Origin of the sequence: Amycolatopsis rubida (assembly GCF_900115345.1) — a bacterium.
GTDB lineage: Bacteria > Actinomycetota > Actinomycetes > Mycobacteriales > Pseudonocardiaceae > Amycolatopsis > Amycolatopsis rubida.
Map to the genome: position 1 here is coordinate 166,000 of NZ_FOWC01000015.1, position 13,816 is coordinate 179,815.

Annotated in this window: 14 protein-coding genes; 6 read left to right on the plus strand and 8 right to left on the minus strand. The window is 69.9% G+C overall.

The window, feature by feature from the left end; genetic code table 11:
• Positions 1-14: 14 nt before the first annotated feature.
• Positions 15-644 carry a fibronectin type III domain-containing protein gene (locus BM362_RS37905; protein ID WP_093576427.1) on the minus strand — a complete coding sequence of 210 codons (630 nt, stop codon included), beginning with the start codon at positions 642-644 and terminating at the stop codon, positions 15-17.
• A 115-nt stretch (positions 645-759) separates the two neighbouring features.
• Between BM362_RS37905 and BM362_RS37910 the strand changes: the two genes are divergently transcribed.
• Positions 760-1,230, plus strand: a complete 471-nt coding sequence (locus BM362_RS37910; RefSeq protein WP_067582147.1) for an SRPBCC family protein — start codon at positions 760-762, stop codon at positions 1,228-1,230.
• A 15-nt stretch (positions 1,231-1,245) separates the two neighbouring features.
• On the opposite strand, the gene BM362_RS37915 is transcribed toward BM362_RS37910, so the two are convergent.
• The gene (locus tag BM362_RS37915) at positions 1,246-2,673 is read right to left on the minus strand and encodes an MFS transporter (RefSeq protein WP_093576455.1); all 1,428 of its coding nucleotides are present in this window, start codon (positions 2,671-2,673) and stop codon (positions 1,246-1,248) included.
• A gap of 115 nt (positions 2,674-2,788) precedes the next feature.
• Here BM362_RS37915 and BM362_RS37920 point away from each other — a divergent pair, with 115 nt between their 5' ends.
• Positions 2,789-3,190, plus strand: coding sequence for a winged helix-turn-helix transcriptional regulator (locus tag BM362_RS37920; RefSeq protein WP_093576428.1), 402 nt, complete (start codon positions 2,789-2,791; stop codon positions 3,188-3,190).
• A gap of 100 nt (positions 3,191-3,290) precedes the next feature.
• Here the strand turns inward: BM362_RS37920 and BM362_RS37925 are convergent, their stop codons facing one another.
• Positions 3,291-4,637, minus strand: a complete 1,347-nt coding sequence (locus BM362_RS37925; RefSeq protein WP_093576429.1) for a cation:dicarboxylate symporter family transporter — start codon at positions 4,635-4,637, stop codon at positions 3,291-3,293.
• Between the two features lie 162 nt (positions 4,638-4,799).
• Between BM362_RS37925 and BM362_RS37930 the strand changes: the two genes are divergently transcribed.
• The 4 genes from BM362_RS37930 to BM362_RS37945 all read left to right on the plus strand — a co-directional run bounded on the left by BM362_RS37930 (position 4,800) and on the right by BM362_RS37945 (position 8,134).
• Positions 4,800-6,404, plus strand: coding sequence for a sensor histidine kinase (locus BM362_RS37930; RefSeq protein ID WP_167545591.1), 1,605 nt, complete (start codon positions 4,800-4,802; stop codon positions 6,402-6,404).
• Positions 6,401-7,069 (plus strand): response regulator, encoded by a 669-nt coding sequence (locus BM362_RS37935; RefSeq protein WP_067582155.1) that lies wholly within the window; start codon positions 6,401-6,403, stop codon positions 7,067-7,069. Before BM362_RS37930 ends, BM362_RS37935 begins: the two co-directional genes overlap by 4 nt.
• An 86-nt stretch (positions 7,070-7,155) precedes the next feature.
• On the plus strand, positions 7,156-7,923 hold the full coding sequence (locus tag BM362_RS37940) for an SDR family oxidoreductase (RefSeq protein WP_067582158.1): 768 nt from the start codon (positions 7,156-7,158) through the stop codon (positions 7,921-7,923).
• A gap of 43 nt (positions 7,924-7,966) precedes the next feature.
• Positions 7,967-8,134: a DUF4177 domain-containing protein gene (locus BM362_RS37945; protein ID WP_208865462.1), complete on the plus strand. Its 168-nt coding sequence runs from the start codon at positions 7,967-7,969 to the stop codon at positions 8,132-8,134.
• Positions 8,135-8,143: 9 nt separating this feature from the next.
• On the opposite strand, the gene BM362_RS37950 is transcribed toward BM362_RS37945, so the two are convergent.
• The 5 genes from BM362_RS37950 to BM362_RS37970 form a co-directional block, all read right to left on the minus strand.
• Entirely contained in the window at positions 8,144-9,532 is a 1,389-nt protein-coding gene (locus BM362_RS37950; RefSeq protein WP_093576457.1) for a beta-N-acetylhexosaminidase, read from the minus strand.
• Between the two features lie 2 nt (positions 9,533-9,534).
• A complete protein-coding gene (locus BM362_RS37955) occupies positions 9,535-10,389 on the minus strand; it encodes a carbohydrate ABC transporter permease (RefSeq protein ID WP_067582162.1) in 855 nt (284 codons plus the stop codon).
• On the minus strand, positions 10,380-11,300 hold the full coding sequence (locus tag BM362_RS37960) for a carbohydrate ABC transporter permease (protein WP_093576431.1): 921 nt from the start codon (positions 11,298-11,300) through the stop codon (positions 10,380-10,382). The genes BM362_RS37955 and BM362_RS37960 overlap by 10 nt, the downstream gene beginning before the upstream one ends.
• Before the next feature lie 3 nt (positions 11,301-11,303).
• Complete coding sequence (locus BM362_RS37965) at positions 11,304-12,587, minus strand: extracellular solute-binding protein (protein ID WP_093576432.1); 1,284 nt, start codon at positions 12,585-12,587, stop codon at positions 11,304-11,306.
• A gap of 75 nt (positions 12,588-12,662) precedes the next feature.
• Complete coding sequence (locus BM362_RS37970; protein WP_093576433.1) at positions 12,663-13,796, minus strand: lactonase family protein; 1,134 nt, start codon at positions 13,794-13,796, stop codon at positions 12,663-12,665.
• Positions 13,797-13,816 lie beyond the last annotated feature (20 nt).

The window sequence follows — 13,816 nt, forward strand, 5'->3', positions numbered from 1 at the left end:
GCGCGGCCGAAGGGTCAGTCCTTCCCGGTCGTGCGCTCGACGACGGGGGAGAGCGGTCCGTAGGACAGGGCGCGGAGGCGGAAGGCCGAGCCTTGTTCGCCGGGCAAGAGCGAGAGTGCGCAGTGCGTCGCGTTGGGATCGGTGACCTCGACCGGGACGAAGTCCGGCGTGCCTGGGCGGCGGATCTCCAGCAGGAAACCGGCTTCGTCGGGCGAGCGGTCGGTCCAGCTGAAGTGCAGGTTCTGGCCGGGGGCCGGGGTAGCGGCGAGGCCGGCCGGGGCGGACTGCTGGGCGGCGGTGCCGGACCGGGAAGCGCGACCCGCCGTGACGGTCGGCGACACCGGACCGGCGAAGGACCGGATCCGGTAGTAGAACGGCGTTTCCGGGATCAGGTCCGGGTGGGTATAAGAAGTCCGGCCGGGCGGGAGGTACTGCAGCGCGGTCCACGGTCCGTCGGCGGCGTTGGCGTATTCGAGGAGGTAGCCCGCCGCGGCCGGGTCGGCAGGCCAGTGCAGGACGACGTTCGTGGGCGAGGTGAGGGTCGCGGTGAAGGCGGGAGCGGCCGGTGGCGGCGAAGGGGTGGCGCAGCCGACTAGCGTCGCGGTCAGCAGTGCGGCGAGGGCGGTTCGGGCGGCTGTCGGCACGGCAGGCCTCCTCGATGGTTCAGGCGGCGGCGTACCCCAGGGATGGTCAGCCTAGGAAACGGCGGTCAAGATCGACAAGCACGCGTTCCGCTGATCGGGAGAAAGGGGGCGGACTGTGGTCTTCGAGAAGAAGAGCGACGCCGAGTACTCCTTCCGGAGCGAATGGTGGCTGCCGACTCCGCCGGAGCGGGTGTTCGACGCGATCGTCGACCTGGAGTCCTACCCGCGGTGGTGGCCGGACGTCCAGTCGGTGCGCCAGCTCGACGACGACACCGCCCAGATCGTCTGCCGGTCCTGGTTGCCGTACCGGATCGTCATCGCGATGCGCCGGGAGCAGCAGGACGCGGCGGGCCTGCGGGTGCGCGTCCGGTTGAGCGGGGACCTCGACGGGATGCTCGCCGGGGCGATCCGTGCCGAGGACGGAGGTTCCCGGCTGGAGATCAGGCAGCACGTTCAGGTGCGGAAACCATTGCTGCGGAGGCTGGACGTCGTCGCCCGGCCGTTCTTTCGCGCCAATCACGCGTGGATGATGCGGCGCGGGCGCCACGGGCTGGCCGGTTATCTCGTGAGCGGCGATGCCGGTTAGGACCGGCATCGCCGCTCACGACGCGACCGGTTCGGCGGCGGCAGCGGCGGCTCGGCGGCCCAGGAGCACCGCGGCGAGGATCGCGGCGAGAGCGGTCAACCCGGCGCTGAAGCCGTAAGCCATCCGGAATCCCGACGCCAGCGCCTCCTTCTCCGAAGCACCTGCGCCCAGCGACCCGGCGGTCCGGGTCGCGGCGGCGGAGGCCAGCACGGCGGTTCCCAGCGCGCCGCCGACCTGCTGGGTCGTGGTGATCAACCCCGAAGTCACGCCGGAGTCGTCGGGGGTCGCGGCGGACATCGCCAAGCTCATCAGCGCCGGGATCGCCATCCCCGCCCCGGCGCCCATCAGGATCAGCGACGGCAGCACGTGCGATGCGTAGCCGCCGGAGGTCTGGGCTTGGGTCAGGTACAGGAAGGCGGCCGACGTCGTCAGCAGACCGGCGACCAGGACCGCGCGCGGGGAGAAACGGCTGTTCAGCCAGCCGGCCAGGCCGAGCGAGAACGCGGCGATCATGACCGGCGCCGGGACGAAGGCGAAACCCGTGGTGAGAGCGTCGAAGCCGAGGACCTGCCGCAGGTACAGGGCGGTGACGAACTGGAATCCCAAGAATCCGGCGACCATCACGACCATGGTCAGGTTGGCCCCGCTGATCGCGCGCACCCGGAGCAAGCGCAGTGGCAGCAACGGGGTTCGCGTCCGGGCCTGGCGCAGCAGGAACAACAGGAGCAGGACGACCGCCGCCGCAAGAGTCGCGATGGTCAGGAAGCTCCGCCCGGCGTCGCCTGCCTGCACGATGCCCAGCACCAGCAGCATGACTCCGGCGGTGACCAGGAGCGCGCCCAGGACGTCGATGCCGGTGCGCAGGCCGAGACCCTGGTCGGAGACGACGACCAGCGGAGTCAGGACGAGCGTGGCGATGCCGATCGGCAGGTTGATGTAGAAGGTCCAGTGCCAGTCGAGGCCTTGCGTGAGCGCGCCGCCCGCGACCATGCCGATTGACGCACCCGCGGCCTGGGTGAAGCTGTAAACGCCGATCGCGCGGACGCGGGCGCGCGGTTCGGGATAGAGCGTCACGATCATGCCCAGGACGACCGCTGACGTCAGGGCCCCGCCGGCGCCTTGAACAAACCGCGTGACCACCAGCGTGGTGGCGTTGGGCGAAAGGCCGGCAGCCAGCGAAGCGGCGGTGAAAACCACGATGCCGGCGAGGAACACCCGCCGCTGGCCGACCAGATCGCCGAGGCGCCCGGAGAACAGGAGCAGGCCGCCGAACGCGACCAGGTAGGCGTTGACCACCCAGGCCAGCCCGGGTGCGCTGAAGCCGAGGTCGGTCTGGATCACCGGCAGGGCGACCGCGACGATCGAGCTGTCGAGCACCACCATCAGCGAGGCGGCGGACAGCACGGCGAGCGCCGCGCCGCGATGCCGCGCGGTTTCGGGCATGACAAGGTCCTCCATCACCGGCACAGGGAGAGTTTCCGCTGGTCGTAGCCAGGGCATCTCTTGTTACAGTGCCCATCATGTGTGACCATGGAGCACCGCGGAAGGAGGCACTTTCATGTCCCAGGGGAACATCGCTGTGACCGGCGAGGCCACGGACTTCGACCCGGCCAAGTTCGCGGTGTGCACGGTGATGGAGGTCGTGAACCGGATCAGCGGGAAATGGGTGATCGGCATCCTGCTGGAGGCCACGCGCGGCCCGGTGCGGTTCACCGAACTCGAACGCTCGGTGCGGGGGATCAGCCGCCGCATGCTCACGCTTACCCTGCGGAACCTGGAACGCGACGGCCTGCTGACCCGGACGGTCTACCCGACGGTGCCGCCGAGGGTCGAGTACGAGGCGACCGAGATGGCGCGCGAACTGTACGACTCGCTGTCCGGGCTGGTCGATTGGGCGGAGCGGCATCGCGAGGCGATCGAGGTTTCGCGGCAGGGGTACGACGGCCGCACTGCTTGCTGAACGGGAAAGGCGCCGCGGCCGTGCGCACGGGGGACGCGCACGGCCGCGGCGCCGAAACAGTCCGCGCCCGGAGGGAAGGGGTCCGGGAGCGGACTGGGTCTCAGGCGTTCGCCGGGACGGGCTGAGCGGGCTCGGCCGGTTTTTCGTCGAGCAGGGTCGCTTCGTCGAACGGAACCCGGCCGGTGAACACTTCCCGCGAGCGGTCGCGGTCGAATTCCTTCATCCACGATCCGATGAGGACAGTCGCGACCGCGTTGCCCGCGAAGTTCGTCAGCGCTCGCGCCTCGGACATGAACCGGTCGATGCCGAGGACGAAGCCGACGCCGTCGACGAGTTCCGGGCGGTGCGACTGCAGGCCGCTGGCCAGCGTCGCGATGCCGGCGCCGCTGACGCCCGCCGCGCCCTTCGAAGCGATGATCATGAACAGCAGCAACGTGATCTGCTCGCCGAGCGCGAGCGGCTGGTCCTGCGCGGTGGCGATGAACAGCGTCGCCATCGTCAGGTAGATCGCGGTGCCGTCGAGGTTGAACGAGTACCCGGTGGGCACCGTGATGCCGACGACCGGCTTGCTGACGCCGAGGTGCTCCATCTTCGCGATCAGCCGCGGCAGTGCGGATTCCGAAGAAGACGTCGACAGGATCAGCAGGAATTCGCGGCCGAGATACCGCAGCAGGCTGAAGATGTTGACCCGCGCGCCGAGCCACAGCACCGCGCCGAGCACACCGAACACGAACACCAGGCACGTCAGGTAGAAGCCGAGCATGATCACCAGCAGGCTGCGCAGCGCGCCCCAGCCGGTCGCGCCGACCACCGCGGCGATCGCGCCGAACGCGCCCACCGGGGCGGCCCACATGATCATCGCGAGGACGCGGAACACGAGCCGCTGGATGTGCTCGATGCCGCGCAGGATCGGCTCGCCGCGCTTGCCGAGCTTCTGCAGCGCGAACCCGGCCAGCAGCGCCACCAGCAGCGTCTGCAGCACCTCGCCCTCGGTGAACGCGGACACGAAGGTCTTCGGGATGATCCCGAGCAGGAAGTCGGTGGTGCCCTCGCCGCCGTCGGCCTGCTGGTGCACCTTCGACACGTCCGCCGGGTTGAGGTGCAGGCCGCTGCCCGGGTGCAGCAGGTTGCCGACGACGAGCCCGATCGCGAGCGCGAACGTCGACATCACGATGAAGTAGACGAGTGCGGTGATGCCGACCTTGCCGACCTTCGCCGCCTTCGCGACCGAGCCGATGCCCAGCACGATGGTGCAGAAGATGATCGGCGAGATCATCATCTTGATCAGGTTGACGAAGCCGGTGCCCAGCGGGGCGAGGCTCTTGCCGACGGACGGCCAGAGCAGCCCGACCGCGACGCCGAGCACTACGGCGGCGATCACGGCGAGGTACAGGTAACGCGTGCGGTCGCGCTTGGGCGCGGCTGCTTCGGGGGTCGGTGTCGGCACCGTTGCCTCCAGCTCGGTGGGGGGACGCGGGTCACTATGCGGGGCGATATGACCGGCGTCACCGTTGTGTTCATTGAGTTCGCGGCGGGAGAAGTCCGGTGTGGACTTCCCGGCAGCGGCGCCGGAGCGCTGCCGGACCCGCGCGTGTGCTGGTATGAGCGGGTGCCCCCGACACCTCGGATCCGGACGAGCCGCTGGAGCCTGGCCCGTCAGCTGCTGGTGCTGCAGCTGGCGATCCTGCTCGTGCTCGTCTCCGGCGGGATCACTATCGCCTATCTCGACGCCCGCCGCACGACGACCGACCGGGCCGGGGAGCAGTCGCTCGCGGTGGCCCGTTCCATCGCCGACGCACCGGACGTGGCGCGGGCAGCGGCCACCGCCGACCCGGCCGCAGAGCTGCAGCCGTACGCGCAGCGGGTGCTCGTGGACACGCGCGTGGACTTCGTGACGATCATGTCGTCGCAAGGAATCCGTTACACGCACCCGAATCCGGCGTTGATCGGGCAGCGGTTCCTCGGGCACATCGAGGCGGCGCAGCAGGGCGGTGTCGTATCCGAGACCTACACCGGTTCGCTCGGCCCGTCGGTGCGCGTGGTGGTGCCGGTGTTCGACGCGAACCGCCGGGTGGTCGCGCTCGTCGCGGTGGGCATCACGATCGCGGCGATCTCGGCCGAAGTGCAGGAACGCGTCTGGCCGCTGCTCGGCGTCGCGGCGGCGGTATTGCTGGTGGGCGCCTGCGGGGGCTGGCTGGTGAGCGCGCGGCTGAAGCGGCAGACGCGCGGCATCGCGCCCGCGGAGCTGAGCAATCTGTTCGAATACCACGAAGCGGTGCTGCATTCGGTCCGCGAGGGCGTGCTGCTGGTGGACCGCGACGGCCGGGTCGGGCTGTGCAACGACGGCGCCCGCACCCTGCTCGGGCTGACCGGCGACCCGGTCGGGCGGCCGCTCGCTGACCTGGGGTTGTCGCCCGAGCTGGCGGCGGCGTTCACCGCGCCGGAGAACCGCACCGAAGAACTGCACCTGACCGACTCGCGGGTGCTGGTCGTGAGCACGACGCTCGTCAGCTCCGGCGGCCGCGCGCAGGGCACCGTCGTGATCCTGCGCGACCACACCGAACTTCAGGCTCTCACCGGCGAGTTGACCACCGCGCGCAGCCTCGCCGAAGCGCTGCGGTCGCAGGCGCACGAAGCCGCGAACCGGCTGCACACGGTCGTGTCGCTGGTGGAACTCGGCCGTCCCGGGGACGCCGTGGAGTTCGCGACCGCCGAACTCGCGCTGGCGCAGGAACTCACCGACCGGGTGATGACCGCGGTCGCCGAACCGGTGCTGGCCGCGTTGCTGCTCGGCAAGGCCGCGGAGGCGAGCGAGCGCGGCGTGGAGTTCACCATCACGCCGGACACGATGATCGACGACCTCGGCCCCGGTGTCGCCGGGCGGGACCTGGTGACGATCCTCGGCAACCTGATCGACAACGGAATCGACGCTGTGGTGCGGGAATCCGGCACGCGGCCGTCGGTGGTGGTCACCGCACGGTCCGAAGAGGACGGTCTGCTGCTGCGCGTCGCGGACAACGGTCCGGGCGTGCCGGAGGAAGCGGTGGGGGAGATGTTCCGCCGGGGCTGGTCAACGAAGGCGGGGGACGAGCACGGTCTCGGGTTGGCGTTGGTGGTGCAGGCGGTCCGGCGCTACGGCGGCACTATCGACGTCGGACGCGACGGCGGCGCGGTGTTCACCGTACGGTTGCCGAGGCAGGAGGTGCCGGCGTGATCCGGGTGCTGGTGGTGGAAGACGAGCCGGTCGCGGCCGAGGCGCACCGGCTGTACGTCGAGCGGCTGCCGGGGTTCGTCGTCGCCGGAGTGGTGCATTCCGGCGGCGAGGCGCTGCGGTTCTGCGAACGCGAACCCGTCGACCTGGTCCTGCTGGACTTCTACCTGCCCGACACGCACGGCCTCGCTGTCTGCCGTTCGCTGCGCGCGGCCGGGCTGCCGATCGACGTCATCGCGGTGACGTCCGCGCGCGACCTCGCCCTGGTCAAGGCGGCGGTCTCGGTCGGGGTCGTGCAGTACCTGCTGAAGCCGTTCACCTTCGCCTCGCTGCGGGACAAGCTGGAGCGCTACGCGTCGTTCCGCGAGGCGTCCGGCGAGGTCACCGGGCAGGCGGAGATCGACCGCGCGCTCGGCACGCTGCGCACCACCGAGTCCGCGCCGCTGCCGAAAGGCATGAGCGCGGAGACGCTGGACGCGATCACCGACGCGCTGGCCGGGGCAGGCGAAGGTCTGTCCGCGGGCGGTGCGGCCAGCGCGATCGGGGCGTCCCGGGTCACCGCGCGGCGGTACCTGGAGTACTTGGCGGACAACGGACTGGCCCAGCGCGAACCGCGATACGGGCAGGTCGGACGGCCGGAGGTCTGGTACCGGCTGAAGCCTGGCTGAGCCCGTCAGCGCTTCGTGCGCGGACGGTAAGCGCGCCCCTCGAAGGTGTGGACATCGAAGTTCACACCACTGACAGGGGAACGAAAATGACGCAGAAGAGCGCACTGGTCACCGGCGGCAGCAAGGGCATCGGCCGGGCCGTCGCGACTCGGCTGGCGCACGACGGTGCGCTGGTCGCCGTGCACTACGGCAGTGACGAGGCCGCGGCCAAGGACACTGTCGCGACGATCGAGGAAAACGGCGGTCAGGCGTTCGCGGTCCAGGCGACGCTGGGTGTCGACGGAGACGCGGCGACGCTGTTCGACCGTCTCTCGGCGGAACTGCGCGAACGCACCGGCGAGGTCGCGCTCGACATCCTGGTCAACAACGCGGCGACCGGTGCCGGTTCGATCACCTCCGCGACGCCGGAGGAGTTCGACCGGGTGTTCGCGGTGAACGTCAAGGCGCCGTTTTTCTTGGTGCAGCGCCTGGTGCCGGTGCTGCGGGACGGCGGCCGGATCGTCAACATCTCGTCCGCGGACACGCGCATCGCGCTGCCGTTCGAACTGGCGTACAGCATGACGAAGGGCGCGCTCGACGTGTTCACCCGCAGCCTGGCGCAGGAACTCGGCCAGCGGGGGATCACGGTGAACGGCGTCGCCCCCGGCCCGACGCCGACCGACAGCACCGCGCACATATTCGCCGACGAGCGGATGCGCGCGGGGACGGCGGACGCGTCCGCGCTCCGGCGCATCGCCGAACCCGCCGACATCGCGGACGTGGTCGCGTTCCTGGCCTCGGCGGACTCGCGCTGGGTCACCGGGCAGGTCGTCGACGCGACCGGCGGGACGTTCCTCGGCCCAGCTGGCGTATAACGACCTATATGGCCCGGCGGCGCGTGCTGCCTGGGCCTGCCAGGTGCAGACGGACAAGCTCAAGGTGAACGGCTTCGACTACGGCAAGACCGAAGAGGACCTCACCGAGCTGGGTAAGGACGGCTGGGAGGCGATCAGCACGCTGGCTCCCAGCTTCGGCTCGGGCCAGGCGATCGAGGTTTCGGTAATCCTGGAGCACCCGGCCGCCTGACCCGCGGGATCAGCGGGGCCGTCCCGGCGCGTCCGGCCGGGTCTGCCACGGGTGCGGCCCGTCGAGCGGCCGGTACTCCACGCCGAGCGCGTCCAGCCGCGGCAGGTGGTGCTCCCGCAGCCGGGGCAGAAACTCCGCGTAGTCGCGCGGCCCGCTGCTCCACGCGACCTCGGCGAACGCCGACAGCCGCGGGAACGCCGCGTAGTCCGTCCGCCGCACGGTGTCCAGGTGTTCGGACCACAGCTGCGCCTGGACCCCGCGCACGCGCGGCCCGGACTCGGGCTCGAAACCGTAGAAATGTTCGAGATCCTGCAGGTATCCGACCGGGATCGGTTCGTCCGGGTGGTCGCTTTGCCGGTGGTCGAGGTACACGCCGTCCTCGGGGCAGAACACCACTTCGTGCCCGCCCTTCCACGCCAGCGAGGCGCGTTCGCGGTCCTGCCACACGCCGATCACCATCGCCGGCAGGTCGCCGCCGTCGAGGACCTCGTCCCAGCCCATCGGGGTGCGGCCGCGCGCGACGAGATGGCCGGCGATCGCCCGGACGAACCGGTGGTGCGCCGCGGTGACGCCGGGCACCTCGTCCCCGCCGAGCGCGATCACCGGAGACGGGAAGATGTCCAGCACGTGGTCGAAGACCTTGCGGAAGAAGTCCAGAGTGGACTCCGACGGGTCCAGCAGCGAGGTGCTGATGCCCCAGGAAGTCCAGACCTCCCAGGGCACGTCGCTGGCCGGGCCGAGGTCCGGGTACGCGGTGATGGCGGCTCGGGCGTGTCCGGGAATGTCCACTTCGGGCACCACGGTGACCGCTCGCGAGGCGGCGTAGGCGACGATCTCGCGCAGATCGTCCACAGTGTAGTAACCGCCGTGCGGGCGGCCGTCGCGTTCCGGTCCGTCGTGCCTGCCGGCCATCGACGATTTCCGCCAGCCGCCGACGGAGGCGAGCCGGGGGAACTCCGGCGTCTCGATCCGCCAGCCCTGGTCGTCGGTGAGGTGCAGGTTCAGCACGTTCATCTTGTGCGCGGCGAGCAGATCGACGAACCGCAGCACCTCGGCTTTCGTCCGGAAGTGCCGGGACACGTCGTAGAGGCAGCCGCGCCAGGCGAAGCGCGGATGGTCGGTGACCGTCCCGCACGGCAGCTCGGACGGTCCATTGTGGATCGAGGCGGCACGGAACGCGTCCGGACCGGCCAGCTGACGCAGGGTTTGGCGGCCGTAGAACTCGCCCGCGGCGCCGGCTGCTTCGAGAGTGACGCCGTCCGGCGTGATGTGCAGCCGGTAGCCCTCGGCGGGGAGATCCGGGGCCGTGCGGACCTGCACCGGAGCGGGCCACGGGCAGGTGCCGGGCGCCGCTTCCGCGGACACCGGGCGGGGCAGGAGAGCGGCGAAACCGGACATGGTCATCCCTTCACGGCCCCGGCGGTCCCGCCGATGAGTTTCCGTTGCACCAGCACGAAGAACACCAGCACGGGAATCGTCATCAGGGTGGACGAGGCCATCACGGCTCCCCAGTCGGTGTCCTCCGGTTTGAAGAACACCAGGATCGCCTGCGGCAGAGTCTGGTTTTCGGTCTTGGAGATGATGAACGTCTTGGCGAACAGGAAGTCGTTCCACGCGTGGATGAACGCGAGCACGCTCACCGCCACGAGCCCGGGCGCGACGAGCGGGAACAGGATCTGCCAGGTGAACCGCAGCCGCGACGCACCGTCCAAAGTGGCCGCTTCCTCCAGTTCGGCGGGCACCGCGGCGACGAACCCGCGCAGCATCCAGATCGCGAACGGCAGGCTGAACGCCAGGTGCACCAGCACGAGCGAGCCCAGTTGGTTGAGCCCGAACGCGGGCACCGCGGCGCCGACCGAGCGCATCAGGAAGAACAGCGGGATGGTCAGCGCTTCCACCGGCACCATTTGCGCCACCAGCAGCATCACCAGCAGCACTCCGCGGCCGCGGAACCGGAACCGGGTGAGCGCCACCGCGGACAGGAACGAGAACACCAGGGACAGCAGCACCACGACAACCGCGACCACGAGGCTGTTCAGGAAAAACCGGCCGAATCCGGATACCGTGAGCACACGCTGGAAACTGTCCAGCGACGGCGCGAACGTCCACGGTCTGGGATGCGCCGACTGGATCTCACCGGCCGGTTTGAACGCCGAGAGCACCATCCAGTACAGCGGGAACGCGACGATCCCGGCGATCACCACGGTCACGATTTCGGCGACGAGCCGCGCGGGGCGGCGCACTTTCAGAGCCATGCGGCACTCCGGCGCTGGGACCGGACGTAGAGCCCGGTGATCGACAACAGCAGCAAGGTCATCACGACCCCGATCGCCGAGCCGAGCCCGTACTCCTGCCCGGCGAACGCCTGCTGGTAGGCGTAGACGTTCAGGATCAGGTTGCGCCCGGCGATGCCGCCTCCGTTGGTCATCACGTAGATCTGGGTGAACACCTTGAAGTCCCAGATGATCGACTGCACGGTCGCGATGGTCAGCAGCGGCCGCACCGCGGGCAGGACCACCGACCACGAGGTGCGCCAGACCGACGCGCCGTCGAGCGCGGCGGCCTCCAGCGTCTCCTTCGGCACCCCGCTGATCCCGGCGTACATGGTCACCATCACGAACGGGAACGAGCACCAGATCACCTCGGCGGCGACCAGCCCGAACGTGCCGAACGTGCCGAAGGTCCAGGAATGGTGCTCCATCCCGCTGAACCCGATGCCCGAGAGCACCTCGTTGACCAGGCCGAAATCGGTGTCGAAGAGGAACAGCCAGACGTACGAGCCGGCGATCGCCGGGGTCGCCCACGCGCCGAGCGCCGCCAGGAACAGCAGCGTGCGCGGCAGCGCGCGGACCCGGCTCGCCAGCACGGCCAGTGCCGTGCCGACGACCAGGCTGCCGATCACGCAGGCCGCGGCGAACCCGACCGTCTTGCCGAGCACCGTCCAGAACTGGACGTCGGCGAGCAGGTTCGCGTAGTTGCCGAGGCCGAGGAACACCAGCGGGGCCGCGCCCGCCGCCTGCGGCTGGCCGTAGTCGTAGAGCGAGATCACGACCAGCTGGTAAATCGGGTAGACCAGCAGCGCGGCGAGCAGGATGCCCGCCGGCAGCAGGTAACGAAGGGCCGCGCGGCCGTCGCGGCGGACGGTCGCGGAACGGACTGCGGCCACGGGTCAGCCGAAGTTCTTGTTCATCGCCGCGGCGGCGTCGGCCAGTGCGGCGTTCGCGTCCTTGCCGCCGGTGGCGATCTGCTGCACGGCGGTGGGCAGGACGTTCTGGCTGTCGATCTTCGACCACGCCGGGGTGCTCGGCACGAACTTCGTGCCCGCGGTCAGGGTGTCCACGAAGGCCTTCAGCGTCGGGTCGCTGGCGGCGAGCTTCTTCTGCACCGACGCGAGAGTGGGCAGGTTGCCCATCGCCGCGTACATCTTCTCCTGGTACTTGACGCCGGCCAGCAGTTCGGCGAACTGCACCGCGAGCCCGTGCCGCTGGCTCGCACCGAACACGCCGAGCAGGTTGCCGCCGGCGAACGCGGGCGCGACCGAGTCCGGGGTGGCGCCGGGCAGCGGCATGATCGCGTACTTGCCCTTCACCGCGCCCTTTTCGACGGCCTTGCGGTTGAAGTCGCCGCCGATCACCATGCCCGCCTTGCCGCCGGCGAACGCGGTGACGCTCTGCGTGCCGGTGAGGTTGGCGCAGGCGGCGGGCGGGCAGATGTCGTCCTTGATCAGGTTCGCGTACGCGGTGACGCCGGCCTTGGCCTGCGGAGAATCCACAGTGGACGTCCACTTGCCATTGTCCTGTTTGGCCAGTTCGCCGCCGTTGGCCCAGATGAACGGCAGCATCGCGTAGGTGTACTTGCCGCCGGTGGCGATGCCGTACAGATCCGGCTTCTTCTCGCGGATCTTGCGCGCGTCCTCGGTCAGCTCGGTCAGCGTCGCCGGCGGCTTGAGGCCGAGTTCGGCGAACACGTCGGTGCGGTAGTACAACGCGCGGATGCCGGTGTACCAGGGAATGCCGTAGATCTTCCCGTTCGCCTTGGCGGTGTCCACCACGGAGGGAAGCAGGTCCTTGCCGTCGGACCAGTTCGAGATGTCCTTGGCGAGGTCGGACAACGCGCCGGTCTGCGCGTAGCTGGAGACGTCGGTGTTGCCGAATTCGGCGACGTCGGGGGCGTTGGACGGGTCGTTGAACGCGCCGGAGAACTTGTCCGCGCGGCCCTCGACCGGGACCCACTGCACGTCGACCTTCACCCCGGAGTGGCTGGCTTCGAATTCGGTGATCGCTTCCTTGACCGCGGCCTCCTTCGGCGCGCGGTTCGCTTCGTCGAACAGCCAGACTCTGAGCGTGCCGTCGGTTTGGTTTCCGCCGGCGGCGGCCGGGCCGGATTGGGTGGGCGCGCACGCGGCGAGCAACGCCAGCGCGGCGACAGCGGGCAGGACAGAACGCAGCTTCATCGGTGACTCCTGTCGCGGGGACCGGTCGGAGACCGGAAAAGACAGGGCTGTGCGGCGTGACAGCCCCGGTTTTTCTCAGACGAAGAAGACGGAATTGACGTTGGGGACGGCGAGCGAGCCCGCGGACTTGCCGGGCAGTCCGGTGGCCGGGTCGCGCGGCAGCCAGGTGACGGTGCCGGAGCGCTGGTTGGAGACGTAGAACCACTTCTCGTCCGGGTCCAGCGCGAGGTGCCGCGGCCAGTTTCCGCCGGACGGCGCCGAGGAGACCAGGGTGAGCCCGGCCCCGCCGTCGCCGACGGTGAAGGCGGCGACGGTGTTGGGTCCGCGCACGGTGGCGTAGGCGAACTTCCCGTCGCGCGACACGGTGATCTCGCCGGGGTACAGTTCGCCGGTGCTGCCTGGCGGAACGGCGGGAACCACGGCGATCGGCTTGACCGTGCCGGTCGCGGAATCCCAGCTGGCGACGGTGATCTCCGGCCGCAGTTCCTGGGCTACGTAGGCGAATTTGCTGTTCGGGTGGAACGCGAGGTGCCGCGGCCCGGCTCCGGCGGGGAGAGTGATCTGCTTGTGCAGCTTCAGCTTCCCCTTGGCGGTGTCGAACGAGTAGACGTACACCGAGTCGGTGCCGAGGTCGACCGCGAGCACCCACTTGCCGGACGGATCGGTGACCACCTGGTGCGCGTGCGGCTCTTTGCCCTCGTGCTGCTGCAGATCAGTGGCCGCGCCGAGCTTGCCGCCGGACTCGATCGGCAGCACGACGACGCTGCCGGAGCCGTAATTGGCGGCCAGCACGTACTTCTGGCTCGGGTGCACCGAAAGGTGCGTGGGCGAGCCGCCCTTCGAGGACGTCGACCCGAGCAGCTTCGGCCGGCTCGGGTCGGAGATGTCCAATGCGGACACCGTGCCGGTCTCCGCGCCCTCGTTTTCGTTGGTGACGTACAGGATCCGGCCGTCGCGAGTCCGGTCGAACCAGGAGACGTCGGTCAGCTTTCCGACCGTGCGCACCGGCGTGAGCGCGGGGCTTCCCGCCGCTCGCTGGGTGACGTCGAGCCCGTGGCCTGCCGGTGAACTGGTGGTGTAGCTGCCGACGTACACCGTCGTGGCCGCGCGCGGCCGGGACGCTGCCGTGGCGAGCTGTGCGCCCGCCACGGCAGCGGCTCCGGCCGCGCCGACTGCTCCGACGAACGTGCGGCGGGAAATCTCGGTCATCGAATACCCCCGGAACCTGT

Excerpts from the sequence above, each read along its gene's own strand:
- BM362_RS37920 (WP_093576428.1), top strand. The coding sequence starts at position 2,789 with ATGTCCCAGGGGAACATCGCTGTGACCGGCGAGGCCACGGACTTCGAC.
- BM362_RS37970 (WP_093576433.1), bottom strand. The coding sequence starts at position 13,796 with ATGACCGAGATTTCCCGCCGCACGTTCGTCGGAGCAGTCGGCGCGGCC.
- BM362_RS37915 (WP_093576455.1), bottom strand. The coding sequence starts at position 2,673 with ATGCCCGAAACCGCGCGGCATCGCGGCGCGGCGCTCGCCGTGCTGTCC.
- BM362_RS37955 (WP_067582162.1), bottom strand. The coding sequence starts at position 10,389 with ATGGCTCTGAAAGTGCGCCGCCCCGCGCGGCTCGTCGCCGAAATCGTG.
- BM362_RS37940 (WP_067582158.1), top strand. The coding sequence starts at position 7,156 with ATGACGCAGAAGAGCGCACTGGTCACCGGCGGCAGCAAGGGCATCGGC.
- BM362_RS37950 (WP_093576457.1), bottom strand. The coding sequence starts at position 9,532 with ATGTCCGGTTTCGCCGCTCTCCTGCCCCGCCCGGTGTCCGCGGAAGCG.
- BM362_RS37965 (WP_093576432.1), bottom strand. The coding sequence starts at position 12,587 with ATGAAGCTGCGTTCTGTCCTGCCCGCTGTCGCCGCGCTGGCGTTGCTC.